This is a genomic window from Amycolatopsis magusensis, assembly GCF_017875555.1.
Lineage (GTDB): Bacteria > Actinomycetota > Actinomycetes > Mycobacteriales > Pseudonocardiaceae > Amycolatopsis > Amycolatopsis magusensis.
Genome location: NZ_JAGGMS010000001.1, coordinates 2,684,360 through 2,708,894, shown reverse-complemented (window position 1 = coordinate 2,708,894; position 24,535 = coordinate 2,684,360). Strand labels below are relative to the sequence as shown.

24 protein-coding genes and 1 pseudogene are annotated in these 24,535 nt (G+C 70.0%); 11 read left to right on the top strand and 14 right to left on the bottom strand.

The features are described 5' to 3' along the window. The first annotated feature begins 38 nt into the window (after positions 1 to 38). Genes JOM49_RS12645 through JOM49_RS12635 form a run of 3 tightly spaced genes read left to right on the top strand, consistent with a single transcriptional unit; the run spans position 39 to position 2,375 of the window. Positions 39 to 317, top strand: coding sequence for a hypothetical protein (locus JOM49_RS12645; RefSeq protein ID WP_209664486.1), 279 nt, complete (start codon positions 39 to 41; stop codon positions 315 to 317). Continuing rightward, the gene (locus JOM49_RS12640; RefSeq protein WP_209664485.1) at positions 304 to 1,719 is read left to right on the top strand and encodes a sensor histidine kinase; all 1,416 of its coding nucleotides are present in this window, start codon (positions 304 to 306) and stop codon (positions 1,717 to 1,719) included. The genes JOM49_RS12645 and JOM49_RS12640 overlap by 14 nt, the downstream gene beginning before the upstream one ends. Next, complete coding sequence (locus JOM49_RS12635; RefSeq protein WP_209664484.1) at positions 1,716 to 2,375, top strand: response regulator transcription factor; 660 nt, start codon at positions 1,716 to 1,718, stop codon at positions 2,373 to 2,375. The genes JOM49_RS12640 and JOM49_RS12635 overlap by 4 nt, the downstream gene beginning before the upstream one ends. 466 nt (positions 2,376 to 2,841) lie before the next feature. Here the strand turns inward: JOM49_RS12635 and JOM49_RS12630 are convergent, their stop codons facing one another. The 4 genes from JOM49_RS12630 to JOM49_RS12615 form a co-directional block, all read right to left on the bottom strand. Further along, positions 2,842 to 4,071, bottom strand: coding sequence for a GGDEF domain-containing protein (locus tag JOM49_RS12630; RefSeq protein ID WP_209664483.1), 1,230 nt, complete (start codon positions 4,069 to 4,071; stop codon positions 2,842 to 2,844). Positions 4,072 to 4,323: 252 nt separating this feature from the next. Beyond that, positions 4,324 to 5,538 carry an MFS transporter gene (locus JOM49_RS12625; RefSeq protein ID WP_209664482.1) on the bottom strand — a complete coding sequence of 405 codons (1,215 nt, stop codon included), beginning with the start codon at positions 5,536 to 5,538 and terminating at the stop codon, positions 4,324 to 4,326. A 7-nt stretch (positions 5,539 to 5,545) separates the two neighbouring features. Next, positions 5,546 to 6,412 carry a spermidine synthase gene (locus JOM49_RS12620; RefSeq protein WP_209664481.1) on the bottom strand — a complete coding sequence of 289 codons (867 nt, stop codon included), beginning with the start codon at positions 6,410 to 6,412 and terminating at the stop codon, positions 5,546 to 5,548. Between the two features lie 37 nt (positions 6,413 to 6,449). Beyond that, positions 6,450 to 7,079, bottom strand: coding sequence for a MerR family transcriptional regulator (locus JOM49_RS12615; protein ID WP_209664480.1), 630 nt, complete (start codon positions 7,077 to 7,079; stop codon positions 6,450 to 6,452). A 132-nt stretch (positions 7,080 to 7,211) separates the two neighbouring features. Between JOM49_RS12615 and JOM49_RS12610 the strand changes: the two genes are divergently transcribed. Both JOM49_RS12610 and JOM49_RS12605 read left to right on the top strand, forming a co-directional pair. Then, positions 7,212 to 8,147 (top strand): hypothetical protein, encoded by a 936-nt coding sequence (locus JOM49_RS12610; RefSeq protein ID WP_209664479.1) that lies wholly within the window; start codon positions 7,212 to 7,214, stop codon positions 8,145 to 8,147. Continuing rightward, positions 8,144 to 8,611: an ABA4-like family protein gene (locus tag JOM49_RS12605; RefSeq protein ID WP_245369310.1), complete on the top strand. Its 468-nt coding sequence runs from the start codon at positions 8,144 to 8,146 to the stop codon at positions 8,609 to 8,611. Before JOM49_RS12610 ends, JOM49_RS12605 begins: the two co-directional genes overlap by 4 nt. On the opposite strand, the gene JOM49_RS12600 is transcribed toward JOM49_RS12605, so the two are convergent. Further along, entirely contained in the window at positions 8,535 to 9,449 is a 915-nt protein-coding gene (locus JOM49_RS12600; protein WP_245369309.1) for a LysR family transcriptional regulator, read from the bottom strand. The genes JOM49_RS12605 and JOM49_RS12600 overlap by 77 nt on opposite strands. 70 nt (positions 9,450 to 9,519) lie before the next feature. Between JOM49_RS12600 and JOM49_RS12595 the strand changes: the two genes are divergently transcribed. After that, the gene (locus tag JOM49_RS12595; RefSeq protein WP_308158728.1) at positions 9,520 to 10,647 is read left to right on the top strand and encodes a TDT family transporter; all 1,128 of its coding nucleotides are present in this window, start codon (positions 9,520 to 9,522) and stop codon (positions 10,645 to 10,647) included. A 30-nt stretch (positions 10,648 to 10,677) separates the two neighbouring features. Here the strand turns inward: JOM49_RS12595 and JOM49_RS12590 are convergent, their stop codons facing one another. Together JOM49_RS12590 and JOM49_RS12585 are read right to left on the bottom strand one after the other, a co-directional pair. Beyond that, positions 10,678 to 11,844, bottom strand: coding sequence for a type I restriction endonuclease (locus JOM49_RS12590; RefSeq protein WP_209664478.1), 1,167 nt, complete (start codon positions 11,842 to 11,844; stop codon positions 10,678 to 10,680). Positions 11,845 to 11,972: 128 nt separating this feature from the next. Beyond that, the gene (locus JOM49_RS12585; protein ID WP_209664477.1) at positions 11,973 to 12,362 is read right to left on the bottom strand and encodes a cupin domain-containing protein; all 390 of its coding nucleotides are present in this window, start codon (positions 12,360 to 12,362) and stop codon (positions 11,973 to 11,975) included. 52 nt (positions 12,363 to 12,414) lie between these two features. Here JOM49_RS12585 and JOM49_RS12580 point away from each other — a divergent pair, with 52 nt between their 5' ends. Continuing rightward, positions 12,415 to 13,383 (top strand): helix-turn-helix domain-containing protein, encoded by a 969-nt coding sequence (locus JOM49_RS12580; RefSeq protein ID WP_209664476.1) that lies wholly within the window; start codon positions 12,415 to 12,417, stop codon positions 13,381 to 13,383. 282 nt (positions 13,384 to 13,665) lie between these two features. Here the strand turns inward: JOM49_RS12580 and JOM49_RS12575 are convergent, their stop codons facing one another. Both JOM49_RS12575 and JOM49_RS12570 read right to left on the bottom strand, forming a co-directional pair. Further along, the gene (locus JOM49_RS12575; protein ID WP_209664475.1) at positions 13,666 to 14,316 is read right to left on the bottom strand and encodes a class II aldolase/adducin family protein; all 651 of its coding nucleotides are present in this window, start codon (positions 14,314 to 14,316) and stop codon (positions 13,666 to 13,668) included. Between the two features lie 72 nt (positions 14,317 to 14,388). Then, positions 14,389 to 15,387, bottom strand: a complete 999-nt coding sequence (locus tag JOM49_RS12570; RefSeq protein WP_308158727.1) for an MsnO8 family LLM class oxidoreductase — start codon at positions 15,385 to 15,387, stop codon at positions 14,389 to 14,391. A gap of 103 nt (positions 15,388 to 15,490) precedes the next feature. On the opposite strand from JOM49_RS12570, the gene JOM49_RS12565 reads away from it, so the two are divergent. Both JOM49_RS12565 and JOM49_RS12560 read left to right on the top strand, forming a co-directional pair. Beyond that, positions 15,491 to 16,945, top strand: coding sequence for a glycoside hydrolase family 76 protein (locus JOM49_RS12565; RefSeq protein ID WP_209664473.1), 1,455 nt, complete (start codon positions 15,491 to 15,493; stop codon positions 16,943 to 16,945). Between the two features lie 114 nt (positions 16,946 to 17,059). Beyond that, the gene (locus JOM49_RS12560) at positions 17,060 to 17,458 is read left to right on the top strand and encodes an ATP-binding protein (RefSeq protein WP_209664472.1); all 399 of its coding nucleotides are present in this window, start codon (positions 17,060 to 17,062) and stop codon (positions 17,456 to 17,458) included. Here the strand turns inward: JOM49_RS12560 and JOM49_RS12555 are convergent, their stop codons facing one another. From JOM49_RS12555 to JOM49_RS12540, 4 genes are all read right to left on the bottom strand, one after another. After that, positions 17,459 to 18,187, bottom strand: a complete 729-nt coding sequence (locus tag JOM49_RS12555; RefSeq protein ID WP_209664471.1) for a GAF and ANTAR domain-containing protein — start codon at positions 18,185 to 18,187, stop codon at positions 17,459 to 17,461. Between the two features lie 102 nt (positions 18,188 to 18,289). Beyond that, positions 18,290 to 19,312: a YhjD/YihY/BrkB family envelope integrity protein gene (locus tag JOM49_RS12550; protein ID WP_209664470.1), complete on the bottom strand. Its 1,023-nt coding sequence runs from the start codon at positions 19,310 to 19,312 to the stop codon at positions 18,290 to 18,292. A gap of 132 nt (positions 19,313 to 19,444) precedes the next feature. Further along, the gene (locus tag JOM49_RS12545; protein WP_209664469.1) at positions 19,445 to 20,989 is read right to left on the bottom strand and encodes a carboxylesterase/lipase family protein; all 1,545 of its coding nucleotides are present in this window, start codon (positions 20,987 to 20,989) and stop codon (positions 19,445 to 19,447) included. Beyond that, positions 20,986 to 21,567: a TetR/AcrR family transcriptional regulator gene (locus tag JOM49_RS12540; protein ID WP_209664468.1), complete on the bottom strand. Its 582-nt coding sequence runs from the start codon at positions 21,565 to 21,567 to the stop codon at positions 20,986 to 20,988. The genes JOM49_RS12545 and JOM49_RS12540 overlap by 4 nt, the downstream gene beginning before the upstream one ends. 200 nt (positions 21,568 to 21,767) lie before the next feature. Between JOM49_RS12540 and JOM49_RS12535 the strand changes: the two are divergent. Further along, positions 21,768 to 22,592 (top strand): annotated as a pseudogene (locus JOM49_RS12535) (glycoside hydrolase family 16 protein); the annotation flags it as partial. Positions 22,593 to 22,762: 170 nt separating this feature from the next. Then, positions 22,763 to 23,215 (top strand): hypothetical protein, encoded by a 453-nt coding sequence (locus tag JOM49_RS12530; protein ID WP_282770414.1) that lies wholly within the window; start codon positions 22,763 to 22,765, stop codon positions 23,213 to 23,215. A 23-nt stretch (positions 23,216 to 23,238) separates the two neighbouring features. Here JOM49_RS12530 and JOM49_RS12525 read toward each other — a convergent pair whose 3' ends face one another. Next, complete coding sequence (locus JOM49_RS12525) at positions 23,239 to 24,432, bottom strand: MFS transporter (RefSeq protein ID WP_209664466.1); 1,194 nt, start codon at positions 24,430 to 24,432, stop codon at positions 23,239 to 23,241. Positions 24,433 to 24,535: the final 103 nt, after the last annotated feature.

Here is a 24,535-nt window from a genome sequence, read left to right as displayed (position 1 = left end):
TTCATCGGGCATTGGCCGGGCGGGCGGAAGGTGGGGGCATGACGAAGGCGTCGCGCTTGATCGCGCTGATCGCCGCGCTCGCCCTGCCGGTGGGTGCGGCGGTGGCGCTGCTGCTGCTCGCCGACCCGGAGCCGCCGCGGGAACCGGCGACCGTGCGGATCGGTGAGTCGGCCACGTTCACGCCGCCCCCGCCGACGTCCTCGGCACCGCCGCCGAGCAGCGCCGCGCCTTCCGACACCTGGCTGCCCCCGCCACCGCCCGTGGACGATGACGATCTGGACGACAACCTGGACAACAACGACGATGACGACGACTGATCCGCGCCGCATCCCCGCGCGGGTCCGCATCATGGGCTGGTTCGTGCTGGTCATGGCGGCCGGGCTGGCCTCGGTGGTGCTGCTGGTCTCCGAGTTCGAGTACGACGCCATCGACGACCGGGTCAACCGCAGCCTCGATCAGGACTCCGAGGAGTTCCGCACCTTCGCCGCGAACGCCATCACCGCGGACGGGCAGCCGCTGCGCGACCCCGAGCAGATCCTGCGCCTGCACCTGCAGACCCAGTACACCGATCCGGCCGAGGTGCTGATCGGCGCGGTCGGCACGCCCGAGGTGCCGAACCTGATCGGGCAGGGCCGCACCGGCGGCAAGGGCATCGACACGAACGTGGTGCGCCAGATCATCACCACCGAGCAGTCGACCGGGACCGTGGTCACCTCGGCCGGTGAGCTGCGCTGGTCGCGGGTGGAGATGCTGCCGCCGGAACAGGGCGACCAGCCGGCCGGGTGGTTCATCAGCGGCTTCTTCACCGACGCGGAACGACCGGAGGCGGCGTCGACGGTGCGTTCGCTGATCGGCGTGTGCGCGATCGCGCTGGTGCTCGGGGCCGGGATCTCGTGGTTCGCGGCCGGGCAGATCCTGGCGCCGATCCGGACCGTGCGCCTCGCAGCCGCGCGGCTGACCGAGCACGACCTCACCCACCGCATCCCGGTCGACGGCCGCGACGACATCGCCGCGCTCGCCGAACAGTTCAACGCCATGCTCGACCGCCTCGACCAGGCGTTCCGCACCAAGCGCGAGTTCCTCGACGACGCCGGGCACGAACTGCGCACGCCGATCACGATCGTGCGCGGCCACCTGGAGCTGCTCGGCGACGACCCGACCGAACGCGCCGAGGTGGTCCGGTTGTGCACCGACGAGCTGGACCGGATGGCCCGCATCGTCGACGACCTGCTGCTGCTGGCGAAAGCCGGGCAGCCGGACTTCCTGCGACCGGCGTGGACCTCGGTGCCGGAGCTGACCAGCGACCTGGACGCGAAAATGCGGGCGATCGCGCCGCGGGCGTGGTCGCTGGAGGCGATCGGCGAGGGTGAGGCGTGGGTGGACGGTCAGCGCGTGACGCAGGCTGTGTTGCAGTTGGCGCAGAACGCGGTGCAGCACACCTCGGCCGGGGACGCCATCCGCCTCGGGTCCGCTTTGGCCGGTGGAGTGGTTTCGTTCTGGGTGACCGACAGCGGTGCCGGGGTGCCGCCGGAGGAGGCGTCGAAGATCTTCGAACGTTTCTCGCGGGGTGCTTCGGGTAGTCGTGATCCGCAGGGCGCGGGCTTGGGGCTCGCCATCGTGAAAGCCATCGCCGACGCCCACCACGGCCGGGTGCTGGTGCACTCGCCGCCGGGTGAGGGCGCGACTTTCGGTATCGAGCTGCCTGGGGGTTCGCGGTGAGCCGCATCCTGATCGCCGAAGACGAGCTGCGCATCGCTTCCTTCGTGGAGAAGGGCTTGCGGGCCAACGGTTTCAGCACCACGGTGGTGACCGATGGCGACGCCGCGCTGACCAGCGCCGTGTCGGCCGACTTCGACCTGGTGGTGCTGGACCTGGGCCTGCCGAAACGCGACGGTTTCGACGTGCTGCGCGCCATGCGGGCCGCCGGGGCGCAGACCCCGGTGATCATCCTGACCGCCCGGGGTTCGGTGGGTGACACCGTCGCCGGTTTGGAGGGTGGCGCGGATGACTACATGACGAAGCCGTTCCGGTTCGAGGAGTTGTTGGCGCGCATCCGGTTGCGGTTGAAGCCCGTGGGTGGGGCGCCGGAGCTGACTGTGTTGCGGCACAACGGTTTGTCTTTGGATCTGCGTACGCGGCGGGCTCAGACTTCGGAGTCGACTACGGATTTGACGGCTCGGGAATTCGCTTTGCTGGAGTTGTTCTTGCGGCATCCGGGGCAGGTTTTGTCGCGGGAGCAGATTTTGTCGCATGTGTGGGGTTACGACTTCGATCCTGGGTCGAATGTGGTGGACGTTTATGTGCGGACGGTGCGGCGGAAGGTGGGGCAGGAGCGGATCGCTACTGTTCGGGGGATGGGGTATCGGTTGGTGTGATTCTGGGTTTTGAGGGTTGCCACCCCGGTTTTTTAGTGTGACTACGGCGAAGGTGTCCTTGTCAAGGCTGGACTAATGCCTTGACAAGGACACCTTCGCCGTGTTTTGGGCTTTGGACCGGGGATGGGGAGGGGTGGGTGGCTCGTATGGTCCCGTTTGTGCTGCCTGGTGGCCGTGGCTCTTAGGGTCGCTTTTTGCGGCCGGGCGGCGGTTGGCGGGGGGCTTTGGTGCCGTGAATGTGGCTTTCACGGCGTAATCGGCCGTGAATGTGGCTTTCACGGCATGGGTGCGGGGAGGCCGTGGCGCGAATGTGAAGTTTGGGACATGGGGGTGTCACGAATGTGGCTTTCGAGACGTTAGACGTCTCGAAAGTGGCTTTCGTGACATGGTGGGCGCCCAGCAGGGACACGAATGTGGCTTTGGGGGCGTAATCGGCCCCCAAAGCCACATTCGTGACATCGAAGAGTCAGGGCAGCAGGCCGGCGGCGGCTTGGACGCGGTTCCGGCCTCGGTGTTTCGCGGCGTACATGGCGGCATCGGCGGTGGTCAGCAGGTCCTGCACGCTCTGGCCGTTGTCCGGCGCCAGTGCGGCGCCGATCGAGATGGAGACGTGGCCGGTCGGGACCTCCAGGGCGGCCACCCCGCGGCGCAGCCGTTCTCCGACGGCCATCAGTTCACGCGCGGTGATGTCCGGCAGGGCGACCACGAACTCCTCCCCGCCGAACCTGCCGACCAGGTCACCCGATCGGACGCCTTCCGAGATCGACTTCGCCACGGCCTTCAGCACCACGTCACCGGCGCCGTGGCCGTGTTCGTCGTTGATGCGCTTGAAGTGGTCCAGGTCGATCATCAGCAGGCCGAACGTGCCCCCGCGGCGGCTGGTGCGTTCCAGTGCGTGCGTGGCGAACTGCGTCCACGCGGTCGCGTTGAACAGTTGCGTCTTGCCATCGGTTTCCGCGGCTTTCCGGAACTGCGCCACCTGCGCCGACCGGCCCAGGACCACCAGCACGGCGGGCACCCCGACCAGCAGCACCGCGGGGGTCTGCACCACGCACGCCGCCAGCAGGCCCAACCCCATCGCGCCGACTTCGAGGATCTGCTCGCCGAAGCCGCCGATCACGTCCCGTACGCGCGCCCGCGGCTCGGACAGCAACTTCACCGCGCAGATCAGCGCGTAGTTCGCGAACCACCGCACGGCACCGGCGGCCACCACCACCGCGACCGCGGTCGCCGAGGTGGGCACACCGGGTGCCAGCGCCAGCACCACCACCGCGGCCTGGTTCGCCAGCAGCACCGTGCAGGCCGAATACCACCACCGGTGCGGTTTCATCGTGCCGCGGCGGTGCCACACCCGGAACCACATGTAGCCGTAGCCGAGCAGGACCATCGCGCTCGCCAGCGCCGGGGGCAGCACGATCACCCCGGCGAAGTTCCACACGCTCGTGGTGCTCAGGTACGGCCCGGAACCGGCGGCGATCTCCCGCTTGCGCTCGACCGTCCTCGACAACTCGACGTGCGCGACCAGGCAGGCGCCGAGCAGACCGAAGCGGACCAGCCCGGCGGCGTCCACCGGCGCCAGCGCAGCGGTGCCCGCGGTGGCGGCCAGCGCCCCCACCTCGACAGCGAGCACCCACACCACGACCTGGCGTGGTGCCGCCCAGAGGGCCCACCCGGTGGTCCGGCGGAACGAACCCATATCTTCACCGTAACCAACCGATCACGGTTTGTGTACAGGGCCGGTCATACCCGATGCTGAAACCACCCGGACAGCCGAGTGGCTCCGGGATCCGCCGCGCGAGGGGAGGTGAGCGGCCATGCGCGAGAACAACTGGTGAGCCCAGTCCCAGGCCCGGTGACGTGCACTCAGTACGAGAAGAGGTGACATTCCCCATGCGCAAGCAGGAGAACAACTGGTGACCGAGCAGCGGCCGCCCCCCGTCCGGGACTGTCAGCCAGCAGCCGCGGACGGGGATGCCGACGCCCGGTGCCAGGCCCCGGCCGCCACCACGGCGGCCAGCGTGCCCACGGCGGCGGTGAGCCCGATGGCCGCGGCGGGACCGGTCAACCCGGCCAGCGCGCCGGTCGCGACGATGCCGAGCCCCTGCGCCACCCGCAGCGCCGCGCCCGCGAGGCCGAACGCCTGCCCCAGCTGCTCTTCCGGCGTTTCCCGGACGAACGCGGCCTGCGTGACCATGTCGTGTGCGGACGCCACCCCGCACAGTGTCCACAACAGCAGAGAGAGCCACAGCGTCGGCGCGGCGAAGCACGGCAGCAGCACCACGCAGCTGACGATCGCGAGTGGACCCAGCAAGCGCAGCCGCCAGCGTTCCGGCACCCAGCGCGCGAGCACCAGGTTCCCCAGCACGGTGCCCGCCGGATTCGCCACCAGCAGCCAGCCCGCGCCCGCCGCACCCGCCCCGATCTGTTCGGCGTACGGGATCGCGAGCCCCTCCGGCGCGGTGTAGAACCCCGCCACACAAGCCAGCACCAGCAGCGTCCGCAACTTCGGCCGTCCCGCGATCAGCCGCGCGCCCGCCCGCGCCCGCCGCCACGGGGTCATCCCGGTGCCCGGTCCCCTCCGGGCTTCGGCCCGCACCCCGACGCCGATCACCAAGGCGGACAGCAGGAAGGTCGCCACGTCGATCACCAGCACGGCGGGCACCCCGAGCAGCGCGACCAGCCCACCGCCCAGCGGCAGCCCGACCAGCAACGCCACCTGGAACGTCGTGCTCACCACGCTCACGCCCAGATCGTGCAGACCCCGTGGCCGCAACCACTTCACCAGCAGCGACGCCCGTGCCGCGGAGAACGGCGCGGACAGCAGTTGTACCGCGAACACCGTCGCGCACAACCCCCAGATCGGCAGCCCCGGCACCAGCATGAGCGCGACCAGCCCGGCCCTGGCCAGATCGGCGGCGATGAGCACCGCGCGCGCCGGGTAGCGGTCCGCCAGCCCGGCCAGGAACAGCCCGCCGAGCAGGTCGGCCAGGAAGGTCAGCGACCAGGCGAGCGCGGTCCACGCGGCCGACTGCGTGCGGTCGAAGACCAGCACCGCGAGCGCGACCCTGGCGAGCTGGTCGCCGGCCACCGAGACCACCTGCGAGGACCACAGCGCGGTGAACGACGGCACCCGGAACACCGCGGCGTAGGACGCGCGGGCCATGGCCGGTTCACCGCCGTCCAGCCAGGCCGAAGACGTCGTCCGGCGGTACCGGGCCGGTCACCGGCGCCGCGTCGGTCAGTGGTTCCGCCTTGCCGCGCAAGGACTTCAGCTCGTCGTCGGCCAGGCAGCGGGCCGGAAAGGCGGCTGAGGCGGACCGGCGGGCGACCTCGGCGAAGGGCAGTTCCACCGCCGACGCGGCCAGCACCAGGTTGCCGAACCGCCTGCCGCGCAGGATCGCCGGTTCGGACAGCAGCAGCGCGTGCTCGAACACCGAGGTCACGGTCGCGATGACGCGCCGGGCGAACCGCAGCCCTGGGCCGTCGGAGATGTTGACCAGGTACGTGCCGGACGGCCGCAGCACCCGCGCGACCTCCCTGGTGCACTCCAGCGTGGCCAACCTGCTCGGCAGCGACGCGCGCTCGAAAGCGTCCAGGACCACCAGATCGGCTGAATCGTCGCGGCGGCTGGCGACGCCTTCACGACCGTCCGATTCGCGCACCCGCAACCCCGGCACGGACCGGAGGTCCAGGTGCTCACGCACCAGTTCGATCAGCGGACCGTCCGCTTCGAACACCAGCTGCCGCGACCCCGGCCGCGTGGCCGCGACGTAACGCGGCAGCGTGCACGCGCCGCCGCCGACGTGCAGCACGTCCAGCGCGAGCCCCGGCAGGCAATCGACCACGTCGCCGATCCGCCGCACGTACTCGAACTCCAGGTGCGACGGCCGGTCAAGATCCACATAGGACTGCGGGACGCCGTCCACGCTGAGCTGCCAGCCGTTGGCGCGGTCGAGGTCGCGGATCAGTTCCGCGGTGCCGAACCGCACCGGGTACCGCCCGGGCACCGGCGCGCCCGCCTGCGTTCGACGCCCCATCACCGCTCACCCCTTCCACCCGATCGGGTACTCAACGTTAACCGCTGCGCAGCCGTCGAGCGGCCTCGTTCTCGTGGGCCAGGCGCCGCAGGGCGCTCAGGATGGCGTCACCGACCACGGTGCCGATCACCATCCGCTCCACCGCGCCCGCCCGGCCGTCCCCGCGGCGGGTGTAGTCGATGTCGACCTCGGCGATGCGCTCAGAGGCTTCGGCGTAGGCGTCGAGCAGCTCCAGCAGGTCCTCCCCCTGCAATTCGACCAGCGTCGCCAGCGCGGCGGTCAGCACCTCCAACTGGGGGGCGCCCGTCTTCACCTGCCACTCACGCCGCTCGATCAGCTCGTATGCGATGCGGCTCGCCTTCTCATATGCCTCGCCGTCGCCGGCGGACAGGTCGGCGCCCAGGTTCCGCTGCACCGTGCCGAGCACCTCGTACATCGACTCGTCCGAGTCGGCCATGGTCTCCAGCACGTCGCGCACGGCGGCGATGGACAGCCCGCCCACGTCGATCAGCGCCCGCACCAGCTTCAGCCGCCGCACGTGCTCGTCGCCGTAGCGCGCCTGGTTCGGGCTGGTCAGCTCGCCGGGCGGCAGCAGGCCTTCGCGGAGGTAGTACTTGATCGTCGGCACCGCCACCCCGGTCCGCTTGCTCAGTTCCGCTACGCGCATCTCGTCTCCCGTTCCTCTCGATCAGCCTACGGACACCTCCGCTATCCGTTTTCTCTTGCCTTTCACTCGAGTTGAGTGGATAGTGTCAGTATCCGATAGTAGACAGCGCCACTATCCATACTGGGAGAGACAATGGAGCTGCGCTCGATGCGCGAGTGGCACCGGCCGCTCATGGTCTTCACCGTGGCGATGGCCGCGACGACGGTGCTCACCGCGGCCGGACTGGTGCTCGACGACCGCGTGCTGCTGGGGGCGCCGATCTGGCTCAAGCCGTTCAAGTTCGCCGTGTCGCTCACCATCTACGCGCTGACCTGGGCCTGGATGCTCACCTTCCAGAGCCGGTGGCCGCGACTGGGCTGGTGGACCGGCACGGTGATCGCGGTGGCGGGCACCCTGGAGATGGTGGCGATCTGCGGTCAGGTCCTCCGCGGCACCCGCAGCCACTTCAACGTGGCCACCGCGTTCGACGCGATGGTGTTCCGGGTGATGGGGACGACCATCTCGGTGCTACTGATCGCGCACTTCGTGCTCGGCGCGGTGCTGCTGGTGGGCAAGTACGCCGATCGTGCCTCGGCTTCGGCGATCCGGCTGGGCATGCTGCTCTCCGGCATCGGCCTGGCGCTGGGCGTGCTGATGGTGCTGCCGACGGCGAACCAGCTGGCCACCGGCATCACCGACACCGTCGGCGCGCACTCGGTCGGCGTCCCCGACGGCGGCCCTGGCATGCCGGTCACCGGCTGGAGCACCACCGGCGGCGACCTGCGCATCCCGCACTTCGTCGGCATGCACGCACTGCAGGTGCTGCCGTTGCTGCTGCTCGCGCTGACCGCCGCGGCGAGCCGGGTGCCGGTACTGGCCGACGTCGAGGTCCGCAGGCGGCTGGTCCGGGTGGCCGCCGGTGCCTACGCCGGGCTGCTCGCCCTGATCACCTGGCAGGCCCTGCGCGGTCAGCCGGTGACCGAACCGGACGCGCTCACCCTCGGCGCCTTCGCGCTGCTGGTGCTCGCCACCGCCCTCGCCACCCGCAAAGCCCTTGTCCCCCAACGAGTTCTGGAGCACCAGCGATGATGTCCACCCTGTTCGACCTGACCTTCGTGCTGGTTGCGCCGTTCTGGGCGCTGATGATCCTGGCGCCCGGGTGGTCGTGGACCCGGCGGATCCTGTCCTCGCCGCTGGTGTTCGCCCCGCCCGCGCTGCTCTACCTGGTGATCGCCGTGCCGCGGCTGGCCGAGGTGCTGCCCGCGGTGGCGCAGCCGTCGCTGACCGGGCTGCAGGAGCTGATGGCCGAGCCGGGCGCGGCGACCCTGGTGTGGGCGCACATCATCGCCTTCGACCTGTTCGTCGGGCGGTGGATGTACCTGGAGAACCGGGAAGTCGGCGTGCACCCGCTGCTGATGGCGCCGCTACTGGTGCTGACCATCCTGCTCGCCCCGATCGGCGCGCTGGTCTGGCTGGTCATCCGCTCGGTTGCAGGGCGATCGCGAGCAGCTCGCGAGCCGGTCCTCGCGGAGCCCGGCCAGACGGCCAAATAGCCCGCAAGCGCCTGCCGAGGTCCAGGTCCGGCACGCCGAGCCGGACCAGCGTGCCCGCCGCCAGCTCGGGGGCGACGGCGTGCGCGCTGAGCACGGCGGGCCCGATCCCGCCGACCGCCGCGGCCTTGATCGCGGTGGTCGACGACACCTCGAGCGCGGGCTCTGCGAGCGCACCATCGACGTGCGCCCGCAGAGCCCGTTCCAATGCCTGGCGCGTGCCCGAACCGGGCTCGCGGCTGACCAGCGGCGTCGCCGCCAGCTCAGCGGCCCGTGGGCGACGGCGACGCGTGGCCCACGGGTGCGACGGCGCGACCACCAGCACCAGCTCATCGCGGGCAACTTCCTTGGCCTGCAAGCCTTCCGGGATGTCCGGGCTCTCCACGAAGCCCAGTTCGACCTCCCCGGCGAGCACCTGGGCGGCGACGTCGGCGGAGTTGCCGGAGGTCAGCGCGACCACCGTGCCGGGGTCGACCGCCTTGAGCGCGATCAGCCAGCGCGGCAACAGGTATTCGGCGACGGTGAGACTGGCCGCGATCCGCACGTGGCTGTCGCGATCGGCCCGCAGCGCGGCGATCCCGGTCTCCAGGTCGGACGCCGCGTCGAGCACCGGCTGAGCCCAGCTCGCGACCAACTGCCCTTCGGTGGTCAGCCGCGCGCCACGAGCGCCGCGTTCGAGCAGCGGCGCGCCCGCCTGCGACTCCAACTGCCGCAGCCGCACGCTCGCAGCCGGCTGCGACATGCCGTGCGCTCGCGCGGCACGGCCGATGCTGCCCAGTTCGGCGACGCTGAGCAGCAGGTCGTAGCTGGTGAGGTCGCTCACGCGCGCGGGCAGGGGCATAACCGCAGTTTATGCATCCATAGCGGTTTGGGGACTACTGCCCGGCGCCGTTCACCCGGAGGGTGAGGCGGTGACCAGCACGCTGCCCCGCCCCCTGCCCACCTGCGCGCCCGAATTCGGCCCCAACCTCTTCGCCTCGATCATGGGCACCGGCATCGTGGCCACCGCCGCGGCCTCCCTGCCACTGGGCTTCCCCGGGCTGCGCCCGGCCGCGACCCTGGTCTGGGCCGTGGCCGCGGTACTGCTGGTGGTGGTCTCCGCGATGGCGCTGACCCGGCTGCGGCGGTCGTCGCTGGAGGACCCGGTGATGGCGCAGTTCTGGGGCGCGCCGCCGATGGCGTTGTGCACCGTGGGTTCCGGGGCCCTGCTGCTGGGCAAGGACTGGATCGGCCTGGACGCCGCGCTCGCCGTCGACTGGACACTGTGGACGATCGGCACGGCGATTGGCCTGGGCACGGCGATCTGGGTGCCGGTGAAGATGATGACCACGCAGCAGGTGCGGGAGTCGCACACCTTCGCGGGCTGGTTGATGCCGGTGGTGCCGCCGATGGTGTCCGCTTCCGGTGGCGCACTGCTGGTGCCGCACCTGCCGCCGGAGTTTCGGCTCACCATGGTGCTGGGCTGCTACGCGATGTTCGGCGTGAGCCTGTTCGCCACGTTGTGCCTGCTGCCGCAGATCTGGCAGCGCCTGGTGCTGGGGCGGTCGGACAGCGTGCCGACGGTGTGGATCGTGCTCGGGCCGCTGGGGCAGTCGATCACCGCCGCGAACCTGCTCGCCGGGCCCGCCGCCACGGTGCTGCCCGCCCCCTACGGCCAGGCGGCGGTCGCGTTCGGCCTCCTCTACGGCGTACCGACGCTGGGTTTCGCGCTGGTGTGGTCGGCCATCGCCGCCTTGCTGACCGGACGCGCCGCCCGCCGGGGGCTGCCGTTCACGTTGTCCTGGTGGAGCTTCACCTTCCCGGTCGGCACCGTGGTGACCGGGGCGAGCGCGCTGTTCGCCCGTGTCCACTCCGGACTGTTCGCGGTGGTCGCCGTCACGGGGTACGTGGTGCTGGTGGGCGCTTGGCTGACCGTCGCGCCACGAACGCTGCGCTACCGTCGCAGCCTGTGGGGGACGACGAGTACGTCCACCTGGACACCGGCGCAACGGTGGCCGAGGAGGTCGCGGCGCACCGGCGTCCCTTCAGCCACGAACTGATCCCGATCCAGGACGTGGGCCTGCGCGCGCTCAGGTGGCCACGAGCCTCACCGTCGAAGCGTGGACGGGTTCGACGACGTTCGGCTTGTCGAGATAACGTGACACCGTATCCCTCAACTGGTCCGCATGTGCGTAGATGTCCTCGACCGCGGTGATGGGAAGACGGGTTTCGACCTTGTTCTCGTCGAAGACTCCCAAGTACCACTTCGACCGGTTGAACCAGAGTCGAGCGATCGGCTTGCGATTGTTGTCGTCCAGGAGAACACCGAAGTAGGTCTTCGTGTCGCGTGCGACCACCCTGGCCGCTGGTACCTCACTGCACACGATAGCCCGGACGATGCGATAACCCTCTATCTCGGCTTCGGTGGTAAAAACCTCAGCAGCACCATCGGCGGCCTTCTGCGCAGAATCCGCTCCAGGCTGCGACGATTCGTTGGCGGCAGGCTCCGCCGCGCTACCGGAAACGCCGACGTAGACATCGGGATCACCGAGCGCGTTCTTCAGCCGGTCGTTGACCTGCTCGTTGAGGAACTGCCGGGCCGCTTTGTCGACGAGCGGGAGGAACTGGTCGCGCACCCGCTGCGTGAAGGAACCCTCGTAGACGCGCGTGGTCAGGAACTTGACCCACTCGTCCTCCGGCTGCTTGAACTGAGCAGCCAGCACGCGCTTGAGCTGCCCGATGTACTTCAGTTCTCCGGCCGCGCTGATCACCGAGGGCAGATCGAAGGATTCCTTGGTGAGCTTGGCGAGTTCGGGCAGCAACGTGTCGTCGATGTCGGAGAAGTCCAGGACCAGGAACGGTTTCGAGTCCATCCTGTTGGGCGCGTCCAGGTCGGTGTAGAACTCGTAGACCTCACCGTTGGTCAGGATCGCGATCCGCGCGTTGGTCACCGCGAAGTACCGGAACAACTGGGACGCGTGCTCGATGCGCAGCGGGTCGTTGATCTTCTTGACCTCGACCAGCACCTGGACCTGCCCGTCGTGGGCGATCGCGTAATCGATCTTCTCGCCCTTCTTGGTCCCGACATCCGCGGTGAACTCCGGAATCACCTCGGCCGGGTTGAACACGTCATAGCCGAGCACCGTGCTGATGAACGGCATGACAAACGCGTTCTTGGTCGCCTCCTCGGTCTCGATGCTCGCCTTGTGCTTACGGATCTTCAGCGCCAGCGCTTGCGCCCGTTCCCTGATCTCCATCTCCGGCCCCTTCCCGCCGTTCACGTCCCAGGGGTCAGGTCGGTGATACAACAACATTCGTTACTGCGGAAACAATGACCTGGTCGGCGTCGAGCAGGGCGGTGAAAAACCCCCTCGACGCCGCCGATTCAGGACACCACGTGGCCCGTGGTTTCGTCGACGTGTTCGGGGACCGGGTCGTGCCGGTCGCCGACGGAGAGGGTGCCGGTCGGCTCGAAGAGGAGCACGGACGCACCGTCCACTGAGGACGGCTTGTGGTACACGCCGCGCGGCACGACGAAGGTGTCTCCCTTGCGCAGCACGACCTCGCGTTCTTCGCCGTCGCGTAGGCCGATGCGGATTTCCCCGTCCAGTACCAGGAAGAACTCGTCGGTGTTTTCGTGCACGTGCCACACGTGCTCGCCGGCGAACTTGGCCACGCGCACGTCGTAGTCGTTGACGAAGGCGACGATGCGCGGGCTCCACGCCTGGTCGAATCCGGCCAGTACGTCGTCGAGGGAGGTGGGTTGCTTGCTCATGAGCTCAGCATGCGCGCTGGCTTCCCGCCGCCGTGAGTGCTAGTAATCGCATATGTCGCGTGAATCCTCGCATCGAGTGGTCGCCATCGTGGACGACGGGTCCAACCCGTTCGAACTGGGCGTGGCCACCGAACTGTTCGGCCTGCGGAGGCCCGAGTTGGACCGGCCTTGGTACGAGTTCGCGCTGTGCGCGGCCGAACCGTCGATCCGGATGCACGAGGGGTTCTTCACGTTGTCCGGCGTGCGCGGGCTCGAGGCCGTGGACGAGGCGGACACGGTGATCGTGCCGAACCGCCCGGACCCGGAGTCCACGCCCGACCCGCGGGTGCTCGACGCGATCCGGCGGGCCGAGCGCCGGGGTGCGCGCCTGATGAGCTTCTGCACCGGCACGTTCACCCTGGCCGCGGCGGGCGTGCTCGACGGACGGCGTGCCGTGACGCACTGGCGGTGGGCCTCGGTGTTCACCTCGCGGTTCTCCGAGGTGGACCTGGTGCCGGACGTCCTCTTCGTGCACGACGGCAACGTGCTCACGGCCGCCGGGAGCGCCGCCGCGCTCGACCTGGGGTTGTACGTGATCCGGCAGGACCACGGCGCCGAGGTCGCGAACGCGGTCAGCCGCCGCCTGGTGTTCGCCGCCCACCGCGACGGCGGGCAACGGCAGTTCATCGAACGCCCGGTGCCGGAAATCCCGGACGCGTCGCTCGCGCCGGTGCTCGCCTGGGCACAGGAGCGGCTGGACCAGCCGTTGACCATCGGCGACCTGGCCACCTCCGCCGCCGTCAGCCCGGCGACGCTGCACCGCTGGTTCCGCGCGGAACTCGGCACCACCCCGCTGGCCTGGCTGACCGCCGAACGCGTCTCGCTCGCCTGCCGCCTCATCGAACGCGGAGAGCAACGACTGGAACTGGTCGCCCGCGCAAGCGGCCTCGGCACCGCGTCGAACCTGCGCACCCAGATCCGCCGACGAACCGGCCTGACCCCCACGGCCTACCGACGCCGGTTCAGCACCCTCTCCGCCTGACGGCGCCTGTGTGCTCACCCCCGCCGCCTGAGTGTGGAACTCGGCTTCCCGAGTGTCGGACTGGAGCGCCTGAGTGTGGGACTCGGCTTCCTGAACGTGGAACTCGGCTGCCTGAGCGTGGAGTTCGGCTACCTGAACGTCGAACTCGGCTACCTGAGTGTGGGGTTCGGGGGCGGCCGCACGTTGTGCTCGGTTGGGGGTGGCGAATGCTGTGAGTGGGGCATTACTTGCAATCAACGCAAGTAATGCCCCACTCCTGGCATTCGGGGGCCACCGGGGTGGTCAGGGTTGGCCGTAGGTGCGGAGTTTGTCGTGGACCCGTTCCAGTTCGATCTTGGGGAGGACGGCGGGGGCGCCGGCGGAGCGGGCGAGGAGCCAGACCTGGCAGCACCATTCCAGTTGCTGCGCCCGGTGGTAGGCGGCGGACAGGCTGGAGCCGTAGGTGATGGTGCCGTGGTTGGCCAGCAGGCAGCCGCGGCGGCCGTCGAGGGCGGCGAGCATGGTGCGCGCGAGGGCATCGGTGCCGTAGGTGGCGTACTCGGCCACGCGCGCGGTGGGGCCGATGGCGGCCAGCATGTAGTGGATCGGCGGCACCTCGTCGACCAGCGTGGACACGGCGGTCGCGTGGATCGAGTGGGTGTGCACGACGGCGGTGATCGGGGCGTCGTCCGGGTCCTCGGCTCGCCGGTAGACGCTCAGGTGCATCGGGAGTTCGCTGGTCGGCTTCAGCTCGCCGTCGACGGGGGAACCGTCGAGCGCGATGACCGGCACGTCCTCCGGCCGCAGGTTCGCGTAGTCCACCCCGGTCGGCGTCACGGCGACGTGCTCACCCACCCGCACCGAGATGTTCCCCGACGTCCCGACCACGAGCCCGTCCGCGGTCATCCGCCGCGCGTACTCGCAAACCTGGGCGCGTTCACCGGCGAGCAGCATCTACCGCCTCCACAGGGCTCGGGCCGACCGCCGGGTGTGTGCGGCGAATTATCCGGGTCGGCCCGCCGTCGTTCAAGGGGCGGCCCGCAGCGCGGCCAGCCGGCGGTAGGAGTCCAGCAGCTGCTCGCGGTCGAAACCGCTGGTGGTGATCAGGAATTCGTCCGCCGCGGTGAGGTGGGCGAGCTTTTCGAGTGCCTGCGCCACTTCGTCGGCGGTGCCGTAGATCTGGCCGCGCAGCGAGTCCTCGAAGTATTCGCGTTGCCGGTCGGTCATTTCCAGCTCACGCACTTCCGCGGGCGGCAGCAGCGGCGGGAACTCGCCGCGGGTGCGCGAGTAGGCGCTCGACCACGCTTCCGAAGCCAGCAGATCCCGTGCCTGCTCGGTGGTTTCCGCGACCGCGACCGCCCGGCTGACCACCACGTAGGGCGACGCACCCCAGGCACTCGGGCGGAAGCGCGAACGGTAGCGGGCAATGGTTTCCGCCATCCGGTCGTCACCGCCGATCGCGGCGATCACCAGTGGCAGGCCGAAAGCCGCGGCGTGGTCGGCACCGGCGCCGGTCGCCAGCACGAATGGCGCAACCCGTAGGCCTTCGGCAGGGCGGGCGTGCACGGAGGGGTGCGCCTCCTGGTCACCGGTGAAGTAGCCGAGCAACTCCTCCAACTGCGCGGGGAAGCGTTCGGCGTCGGCCTTGTCGTGGCCGAGGGCGCGGCGGATGCGGCCGGTGAAACCCACCGAACGGCCGAGTCCCATGTCGATCCGGCCCGGGTTCAGCGCTTCCAGCACGCCGAACTGTTCGGCGACGACCAGCGGCTGGTGGTTGGGCAGCATCACGCCGCCGGTCCCGACGCGGATGCGTGAAGTGGCGGCCGCGACCGCGGCAGCCAGCACGGTCGGCGCCGAACCCGCGATGCCCGGCACCGAATGGTGCTCGGACACCCAGAAGCGGTGGTACCCCAGCCGTTCCAGCTCGACCGCGAACCGCACGGTGTCGCGCAGGGCCGCCGCGTGCGTCGATCCCCGCGGCGTCGGCGAGCGGTCGAGCACCGAAAAGCGGTCCGGAATGGTCACACCCGGTTCAACGCCAGTCAGTACCGGACATTCCCGTTGACCAGCGGTATTCGCCTGCTTACCGTCCGAAATGCTTCTCCCTTCCCCCTTTCCGGAGGTCTCCATGTCGAGATCACTGCCGGGTGCCGTCGTGTCCGCGGCCGCCCTGCTCATCCTGGTTCCCGTCCCGGCCCAGGCCGAACCGACCGAACAAGCCGCGCCGGCGGCCGTCATCTGCAACCAGCACTGCGAACCCCGCGATCCGGCACTCGCGCCCCAACCCCGGCAGTCGGTGACCGCGAACCTCGCGGGCCGCCGGTACACGCTGTACTTCGACGACTCCACCGCGATGGGCTGGGCCGCGGTGTCCGCGGGTGCGGCCGGCGACGAGGTGTGGCTCGACCGCTCCTTCGACGGCGGCAGCACCTGGGCCTCGGGCAGCAGGCTCGGCGCCACGAAGACCCCCGCCGGGGCCACCGGCTGGCGCACGCTGATGTACAACGTGGACGACTGGGCCAACCGGGGTGTCGGCGCGCTGCGTGCCTGCGGCAAACCGGCCGGGCAGACCGGCGTCACCTGCACCGCCTGGGCCCGGACCACCTGGAACGCCTGGGATCGGCGGACCGCCGCGGCCACCGCGCTCATGCAGTTCTACGACAACGGCACCGGCCTCTTCCGCACCACCGGCTGGTGGAACGCGGCGAACGCGCTCAACGGCATCATCGACGGCATCCGGGTTTCCGGGATGACCAGCTACCGGTACGCCATCGCCAACACCTACGACCGCAACCGCTCCGCCCACGACGGTGAGTTCCGCAACGAGTACCTCGACGACACCGGCTGGTGGGGGCTCGCCTGGGTGGCGGCCTACGACCTGACCGGCGACAGCCGCTACCTGACCACCGCGCGGATCGACGCCGAGCACATGGCCGCGTACTGGGACGGTGTCTGCGGTGGCGGGGTGTGGTGGCGGACCGACCGGCCGGTGAAGAACGCCATCACCAACTCCCTCTACATCCAGCTCAACGCCGCCCTGCACAACCGGATCCCCGGCGACACGGTGTTCCGGCAGCGCGCGAGCGCGGGCTGGGCCTGGTTCAGCGCCAGCGGCATGATCAATTCGTCGAACCTGGTCAACGACGGGCTGACCAGTACCTGCGTCAACGACGGCAAGCCCGTCTGGTCCTACAACCAGGGCGTGCTGGTGGCCGGGCTGACCGAACTGAACCGTGCCACCGGGGACCCGGCGCTGCTGACCAGGGCCCGCCAGCTGGCCAACGCCTCCACCACCGACGGCACGCTGAACCCCGGCGGCATCCTGCGCGACCCGTGCGAACCGGCGAGCTGCGCCGCCGACGGGCCGAGCTTCAAGGGCGCCTACACCCGCGGGCTCGGCAAGCTCAACAACGCGCTGCCGGACCGTCCCTACACGACCTACCTGCGGCGGCAGGCCGATTCGGCGTACGCGCACAACCGGACCGCGCTGGACACCTACGGGCTGCGGTGGGCCGGGCCGTTCGACGTGGCCGACGCGGCCCGGCAGCACAGCGTGGTGGACCTGCTCAACGCCACCCCGTAACGGTTCAAATTGCGCGCCCACTACCCGGCGCGTAACCTCGCAGGAAACCGGCCTTTCGGGTGATTTCCTTACCAGATAGACAAAACAACGGTTCTTCCCTGCCGAGGTGGTGTTGTGCGGGAATACCAGGGGGCGTACCGCGACGCCCTGCCCGCCGACCCGGCGGCACTGGCTCCGGCCAGGCACGCGCTGCGTGCCTGGCTCACCGGCGGCGGACTGTCCGAGGACGACGTCCAGGACGTGCTGATCGCCGCCGGTGAAGCCTGCGCCAACGCCATCGAACACGGCTACCGCGGCTCCAGCGAGGACAAGGTGCTGCTGCACGCGGTCTTCGAGGCGGGAAGGCTGGAGATCACCATCAGCGACCGCGGCACCTGGCGGCCCCCGCCGGCGGATCGCGGCAGCCGCGGGCACGGCAGGCTGATCATGGAACAGCTGATGGACAAGGTCACCATCGAAGGCACCGGGACCGGGACCACGGTCCGGCTGGTCAAGGACCTGCCGACCGCCTGATCAGGCGGTTTCGGCCGACATCTCGGCGACGAACCGCTGCGCGATGGTGTGCAGTTTGACGTTCTCCCGCTGCGAGCGCTCCACCAGCACCTGGAAGGCCGCGTCGGCGCTGAGCCCCCGTGCCGCCATCAGGATGCCCTTGGCCTGCTCGATCACCGCGCGGGACTCCATCGCCTGGCGCAGCTGGGTGACGTGCTCGCGGGCCTGGAGGTAGCGGCGCGTGCCGCGCACCGTGGTCTCCACCATGACGGTGTAGAGCTCCAGGTACTTCTCGTCGAGTTCGCGGAACCCGTGCTTGCCGAAGCCGAAGAGGTTGATCGCGCCGACGAGGTCCGAATCCACGGCCAGCGGCGAGGCCAGGTAGCTGGCCACGCCCAGCTTGTGGGCCACCTCGGAGAACTCCGGCCACAGGCGCACGGCCGTTTCGACCTCGACCCGCACCACCTTGCCGGTCTTGATGGCCCGCAGGCAGGGGCCGTCGTCCTGCTCGTACTGCTTGCCGTCGATCTCGTTGGCTCGCTCGTCGGTGGCGGCGGCGGTCTGGTACCCGTCACCCGACCGCAGGGTGATGCTGGCTACATCGGCTCCGGGCACCACCCGGATCACCTGCTCGCACACGGCCTGCAGGACCGGGCCCATCTCGTTGGCTTCGCCCAGTGCGGTAGCCAGATCCTCCAGTGCCCCGGTGACCTCGTCGAGGTGTCTCAAGGACTGCTCCACAGTGTCCATCTCAAAACCGTCCCAGCATGCGAACCGGGGAGCCGCACGCGCGCGAACCCCGGATATCCACCCGAACCTCGGCCGCTGCGTCTCAACGGAACCGAAGCGATACTAGCCGAGATTTCGGCGGCCCCGCCGACGCTGCCGGTGCCGCTGGACGCCCAGGGTGGCGAGCACACCGGTGAGCACGCCGGCGGCGGCGGGCAGCGCCGAAGCGGTGTGCCTGCGGGGTGGCAGCACCGGCCGGATCACCACCGGTTCGGGCGGGCGCACGGTGACCGGGGCGTCGCGGGCGGTGGCCGTCCACGCGGTGAGGAACACGAGCATCCGCGAGACCAGCGAGATGAACACCAGCACACCGATGATCGAGCCGAAGGCGGCGCCGGTCGGTGAACTGCTGACCAGCCGCAGGTAGATGCCACCGGCCTGCTTGAGCACCTCGAACCCGATCGCCGCGGCGATCGCCCCACGCACCGCGCTGCGCGTGCCCACCGGCTGCCGCGGCAGCTTCACCAGCACCCAGAGGAACACCAGCGCGTCGGCGACCAGCGCCAGCACCACCGTGCCGACGCCCAGCAGCCCCGGCCCCCAGCCGGTGTGGTCCAGGCCGGTCAGCCGCAGGAACCAGTCGCCGAACGCGCCGCCGATGACGGTCAGCGCGAACGAGACGATCATCGCCGCGACCAGGCTCAGCAGTGCCAGGAAGTCCTTGACGATCATCAGGAAGAACGGCGGGTCGGTGCGGTCCTGGTCCCACATCGCGGTGAGCGCGTCACGCAGCGAGTTGATCCAGTTCCAGCCGGAGTACAGCCCGATCAGCAGGCCGAACACGCCGACCGAGGTCCGCTGCTCGATCAGCTTGCCGAGCAGTTCGCCGACGCCCTGCCCGAGCGGGCCGGGCACCACGCGCAGGATGCCGTCGGACAGTTCCTGCAGCAGTTGCGGCTGCCCGGCCAGCACGTACCCGGCCACCGAGAACGCCACCATCAGCATGGGCACCACGGACAGCACGCTGAAATACGTGATCGAAGCGACGTAGTGGTAGCCGTGGTAACCGATGTACCGGTCGACCGCACGGAAGATGTGGTCGATCCACCGATGACGGGCCCGGAGCCGCGCGGGGAGAGTGTGCACGGACCATTACTAACCGCTGCACGCGCCCGGCGCGCGCAGGACCCGCCCGGATGAGGGAGATCGGTACGGCGGGTCGCCACCCGTGCCGATCTCCGTCGGACCACCCGCCCATCTGTCCGAAGTGGACACGAGCTACCCGGCGACCCCGGCCCAGAAGTCCAGCCGGTGCTCGGCGGCGAAGTCGACCGGCCGGATGCCGTCCGGGCCCGGCGCGAGCGACTGCACCTGACCCCGCGGCCACGGCGGCAGGCCGTCCGCGGCGGGCGCGCCGGTCCGCGCGAACCCGGTCCAGTAGCGGATCATCGCGTCGGACAGGTCCTTCTGCGGCTGGGTCGAATCCTGCTCGAAACCGGCGTCGCGGAACAGGTACGGCACTTCGGCGGCGTGGTACGCGCCGGTCGGGAAGGTGTCCGGGAACGGCAGGTACGACGGCGCTTCTCGATCGGCGAATTCGTAGGTGTGGAGCGGATTCCGGGCGCCGATCAACTCGGCGAGGCGGCTGGTGCCGCGAGCCCACATCCGGTCGGTGAGCAGATCGGCCCAGGCCACGCTCGGCGACGGGTAGGCGCTCAGCGGGTACTCGGCGGCGATCCGCTCGGCCTGGTCACCGAACGCCGTCCGCAGCAACCGCGGGTACTGCTCGGCCGTCACCGGCTGCCCGGCGAGGTCGTAGAAGAGGCCGACGAACGCGCGGTGCTCGTCCCGCGTGGTGCCGAGCAACACCGGAACCTGGTGGAACTTCCCTTGCCCGTAAGCGGAATCCGGCGCGTCGGGCAGCACCTCGTTGCCGTACGCGACCGCCTGGAAGATCCGCATCAACGGGAAGAGCTGCTCCACCGGCAGCGCCCGCAGGCAGTCGACCGCGGTGGCCGGATCGGCGCAGCCGAACTGCGCGGCCATCGCGGCACCCACCCCGGTCACCTCTTCGGCGCTGCGCCAGGCCAGCCACGGACCGGCCTCGAGACCGGGCATCAGCGCGCCGGCGGGCATGTCCAGCAGGGTCATCGGGCTCTGCATGACGGCCTTGTGGAACAACCCGGCCGACGCGGGAGCGAGCAGGTGCGCGCTGACCGACTGGGCGCCGTAGGACTCGCCGATCAGCGTCACGTTGCCGGGATCACCACCGAAGGCCGCGATGTTGTCGCGCACCCAGCGCAGCGCGGCTTGCTGGTCCTGCAGGCCGAAGGTGCCGGAGCCGGCGAGCCCCGGGTAGCCGAACGCGCCGAACACCCCGAGCCGGTAGTTGACCGTGACCACCACGACGTCCCCGGTGCGCACCAGCGCGGCCGGGTCGAACAAGTGGCCGCCGCCGACCACGCCGTCCCCGTGGACCCACACCAGCACGGGCTTGCCGTCGCCGGTTTTCGGCGCGGTGACGTTGAGGAACAAACAGTCCTCGTCGGTGCTGGACACCTCCGCGTACTCGGTGCCTTCCTGCGGGCAGAGGCTGCCGGGCTTGGTGGCGTCACGGGTTTCCGTCCACGGTTTGGCGGGCTGCGGCGCCTGCCAGCGGACCGGTTTCGCCGCGTACGGGATGCCGAGGAACTGGCGCTGGTGCTCGGTGACCAGCCCACGCACCGGCCCGGCCTGCGGGCGTGCGAGGTCCGGCGGTTCGGGTGCGGCGGCGCAGGCGGTGCTCACCAGGAGCAGCGCGGCGAAGGCGGCGGCGATCCTCATGGGGTCCTCCGGGTCGCGAGGTCGAAGAGGGTGACCAGTTCCCCGGTGTAGACGTCCAGGTCCAGGTCCGGCTCGGTGCGTAGCTTGAGGAGCAGGCCGTCGCGCGCCGAACGGATGGCCATCGCCATCACGTCGGCGTCGAAGTCGCGGAACTCGCCCAGCCGCTGCCCGGCGCGCAGCAGGTCGGCCAGACCGCGCAAATCCGCTTCCAGCACGGGATCCGGGCCGTCGCCGGGTTCGGCGCGCGCCACTTCGAGCATCGCCACCAGGTGTGTGCGCCGCTCGCTCGCGAACTCCACGTTCGCCGCGATGAACGCCCGCAACTGGGCGGCTGGCCCGGCCACGTCGTCCGTGCGGGCGAGCACGAACTCGGTGAAATCGGCCAGGACCGTGCGCACCACCTCGTCCATCAGCTCGCGCTTGTTCGCGAAGTGGTACGAGATCAGGCCGGTGCTGCTCAGCCCGGCCTGCTTGGCGATGCGGCCGAAGGACGCCTTCGCGTAGCCCTCGGCCGCGATCACCGCCACAGCGGCGTCGACGATCTGCTTGCGACGTGCCTGTTCGGTCACGGAGGCCATATTTGCTCACTCAAGCTAGTTCTTGCTCAACTGAGCAAGACGGTACCCGAACCGGGTTCTCTTGTCAGAATCAGGACAGAAATTTTCCACCCGCAAGCCTTGTCTCCACCGACCCCGCGGGCTAATTTGTTGTGGCTAGCAACAAACGGAGCTCCGCCCCCACCCGCGTCCCCACGAGGTGAGAGCTGATGTCAATGAAGATGTCGAAGGCCGCCCGGCGGCTACTGGTACCACTGGCGGTGCTCGCGACCGCCGGCGTGCTGACCGTCCCGATGAGCAACGCCGCACCCGCCGAACCGGCGGCCGTGGTGTTCGAGGACAACTTCGACGGTCCCGCAGGCGGTGCCGTCGACGGCAGCAAGTGGCAGCTGGAAACCGGCGACAACGGCGGCAACAACCACGAGCTGCAGTACTACACGAGCGGCACGAACAACGCCGCGCTCGACGGTGGCGGCAACCTGGTGATCACCGCCAAGAAGGAGAACCCGGCCGACTACAACTGCTGGTACGGCCGGTGCGAGTACACCTCCGCGCGGCTGAACACCGCGGGCAAGTTCACCCAGACCTACGGCCGGTTCGAAGCGCGGATGAAGCTGCCGCGCGGGCAGGGCATGTGGCCGGCGTTCTGGGCGCTGGGCGAGGACATCGGCACCAACCCCTGGCCGAACTGCGGTGAGATCGACTTCATGGAGAACGTCGGCTTCGAGCCGAACAGCGTGCACGGCACCCTGCACGGCCCCGGTTACTCGGGCGCGGGCGGCATCGGCGGCGTGTACACCGGCCCGAACTTCTCCGACGACTTCCACACCTTCACCGTGGACTGGGCGCCGGACAAGATCACCTGGTCCGTGGACGGCAACGCCTACCAGACCCGCACCCCCGCCGACCTCAACGGCAACCGCTGGGTCTACGACCACCCGTTCTTCATGATCCTGAACCTCGCGGTGGGCGGTGACTGGCCCGGTTCCCCGGACGGCAACACGCAGTTCCCGCAGCAGCTGGTGGTCGACTACGTGCGCGTCACCACCTGATCCCCGGCGGGTGCGCAGGGTCGTTCCAGCGACCTTGCGCCCCCACCCCACGCCCGGCTCGAATGCTATGAGTGGGGCATTACTAGCATTCACCGCAAGTAATGCCCCACTCCTGGCATTGCCGGGCGGCGGCGAAGGGTGCGCACCCACGACCGGGAGGAATCGTGCCCGACGACCTGATGACCCGCATCATCCCCGTGATCGAACTGGCCCAGCGCGGCGATCGCGAGACCGCTCGCGCGCGGTTCACCGAGTTGTGGGCGGAGGCCGTCGATCCCCTGCACCGGTGCCTGATCGCGCACCACCTGGCCGATCAGCAGGACGACGTGCGCGAGGAACTCCGGTGGGACCTCGTCGCGCTGGAGACCGCGGACTCGATCAGCGAGCACCGCGCCGCCGACGCCGGGGTCGCCGGGTCTGTGCGGGGGCTCTACCCCTCACTGCACCTGAACGTCGGTGACGCCTACCGGCGGCTGGGAGAGTTCGCCCTCGCGCGCCGGCACCTCGAGCTGAGCCGGGCCGAAATCGACGTGCTCGCCGACGACGGTTACGGGCAGCTGATCAGGGCCGGTCTCGAACGGCTGGCGGACCGGCTGGACGCCGAGACGGCGGACTGAGCCGGAACCGGGCGGCGTCCAGGTCACCCGGCAATGTCCACAGTGGAACCAGGCCGCGCCGGTTCCGTTCGGCCCGCGCGCCGGGCGCCGAGCGCGGCGGGCACGATCAGCAGCGCGACCACCCCGGCCACGGCCATCGCCACGGTCAACTGGGTCAGCGTGGCCACCCCGCCGATCACCGGCGGCCCGCCGAGCAGGCCCGCGTAGGCGATCGTGGTGACGAAGCCCAGTTCGCGTTCACCACCGGTGCCGCCCGGCTCGCGGCCTGCCGCCCCGGCCAGGTCCATCGCCAGCGGGAAGCAGAACGCCAGCCCGATCCCGGCGAGCCCGAACCCCAGGTAAGCCGCCGTGTCGGACGGGACGACCGCGGCCAGGAACACGCCGGTCGCGGCCAGCGCCCCACTGCCCACCAGCAGCCGGTACGGGCCGAACCGCCGCTGCGCCCGTTCGCCGGTCAGCCGCGTCACCGCGATCGCCACCGCGAACACCGAGTACGCGGCCGCCGCACCCGCCTCGCCGAACCCGCGTTCGTCCACCAGGAACAGTGCTGACCACTCCGCGCAGGCACCCTCCGCTACCGCCGCGCACACCGCGACCCCGGCCAGCAACCACAACCGGCCGCGCGCCATCACCTCGCGGTAACCACCGGCCGGGCGTTCCTCCGCGGCCGTGCGTTCGCCGGGTACCGCACGCACGGTCACCAGTACGGCGATCAAGCCGACCGCGCCGACCACGGCGAACTGCACGCCGGGCACCACCGCGAGCGCCGCCGCACCCGCCGCGCCGAGCGAACCGGCCAGCCCGCCGAAGCTGAACCCCGCGTGGAAGACCGGCATCAGCGGCCGGCCGAGCTGGTGCACCACGGCCACCGCGCCGATGTTCATCGACACGTCCACCGCACCCATCAACCCGCCGAGCAGCGCGAGCGCCAGCCCGAGTGTCCACACCGAACCAGCCAGGCCGAGCACCGGCAGTAGCAGGCAGGCGGCGGGCAGGCAGACCGCGAGCACCGGGCGCGCACCCCAGCGCGCACAGGCCTTCGCCGCCGGTGAAGCGGTCAGGATCATCGCCACGCTCGGGCCCAGCAGGGCGAGCCCGAGGCCGCCGGTGCCCACCCCGGCCTGGTCGGCGAGTGCGGGCACCCTGGCCGCCCACGAGCCGTAGAGCGCTCCATTGACCACGAAGGCAACAGCGACCGCGGTACGCGACGAAGTCAAATCAGGACTCTCCTACTAGTGCGAAGCGGCGATTTCGTCCGTAACATTAACGGCACCCGACGACAGCGTTGCCCGACGATGCCAGGGGGAGTGAGCGCGAGCC

Coding starts and splice junctions, on each gene's coding strand:
- JOM49_RS12645 (WP_209664486.1), top strand. CDS start 39: ATGACGAAGGCGTCGCGCTTGATCGCGCTGATCGCCGCGCTCGCCCTG.
- JOM49_RS12640 (WP_209664485.1), top strand. CDS start 304: ATGACGACGACTGATCCGCGCCGCATCCCCGCGCGGGTCCGCATCATG.
- JOM49_RS12630 (WP_209664483.1), bottom strand. CDS start 4,071: ATGGGTTCGTTCCGCCGGACCACCGGGTGGGCCCTCTGGGCGGCACCA.
- JOM49_RS12625 (WP_209664482.1), bottom strand. CDS start 5,538: ATGGCCCGCGCGTCCTACGCCGCGGTGTTCCGGGTGCCGTCGTTCACC.
- JOM49_RS12620 (WP_209664481.1), bottom strand. CDS start 6,412: ATGGGGCGTCGAACGCAGGCGGGCGCGCCGGTGCCCGGGCGGTACCCG.
- JOM49_RS12615 (WP_209664480.1), bottom strand. CDS start 7,079: ATGCGCGTAGCGGAACTGAGCAAGCGGACCGGGGTGGCGGTGCCGACG.
- JOM49_RS12610 (WP_209664479.1), top strand. CDS start 7,212: ATGGAGCTGCGCTCGATGCGCGAGTGGCACCGGCCGCTCATGGTCTTC.
- JOM49_RS12605 (WP_245369310.1), top strand. CDS start 8,144: ATGATGTCCACCCTGTTCGACCTGACCTTCGTGCTGGTTGCGCCGTTC.
- JOM49_RS12600 (WP_245369309.1), bottom strand. CDS start 9,449: ATGCCCCTGCCCGCGCGCGTGAGCGACCTCACCAGCTACGACCTGCTG.
- JOM49_RS12590 (WP_209664478.1), bottom strand. CDS start 11,844: ATGGAGATCAGGGAACGGGCGCAAGCGCTGGCGCTGAAGATCCGTAAG.
- JOM49_RS12585 (WP_209664477.1), bottom strand. CDS start 12,362: ATGAGCAAGCAACCCACCTCCCTCGACGACGTACTGGCCGGATTCGAC.
- JOM49_RS12580 (WP_209664476.1), top strand. CDS start 12,415: ATGTCGCGTGAATCCTCGCATCGAGTGGTCGCCATCGTGGACGACGGG.
- JOM49_RS12575 (WP_209664475.1), bottom strand. CDS start 14,316: ATGCTGCTCGCCGGTGAACGCGCCCAGGTTTGCGAGTACGCGCGGCGG.
- JOM49_RS12565 (WP_209664473.1), top strand. CDS start 15,491: ATGTCGAGATCACTGCCGGGTGCCGTCGTGTCCGCGGCCGCCCTGCTC.
- JOM49_RS12555 (WP_209664471.1), bottom strand. CDS start 18,187: ATGGACACTGTGGAGCAGTCCTTGAGACACCTCGACGAGGTCACCGGG.
- JOM49_RS12545 (WP_209664469.1), bottom strand. CDS start 20,989: ATGAGGATCGCCGCCGCCTTCGCCGCGCTGCTCCTGGTGAGCACCGCC.
- JOM49_RS12540 (WP_209664468.1), bottom strand. CDS start 21,567: ATGGCCTCCGTGACCGAACAGGCACGTCGCAAGCAGATCGTCGACGCC.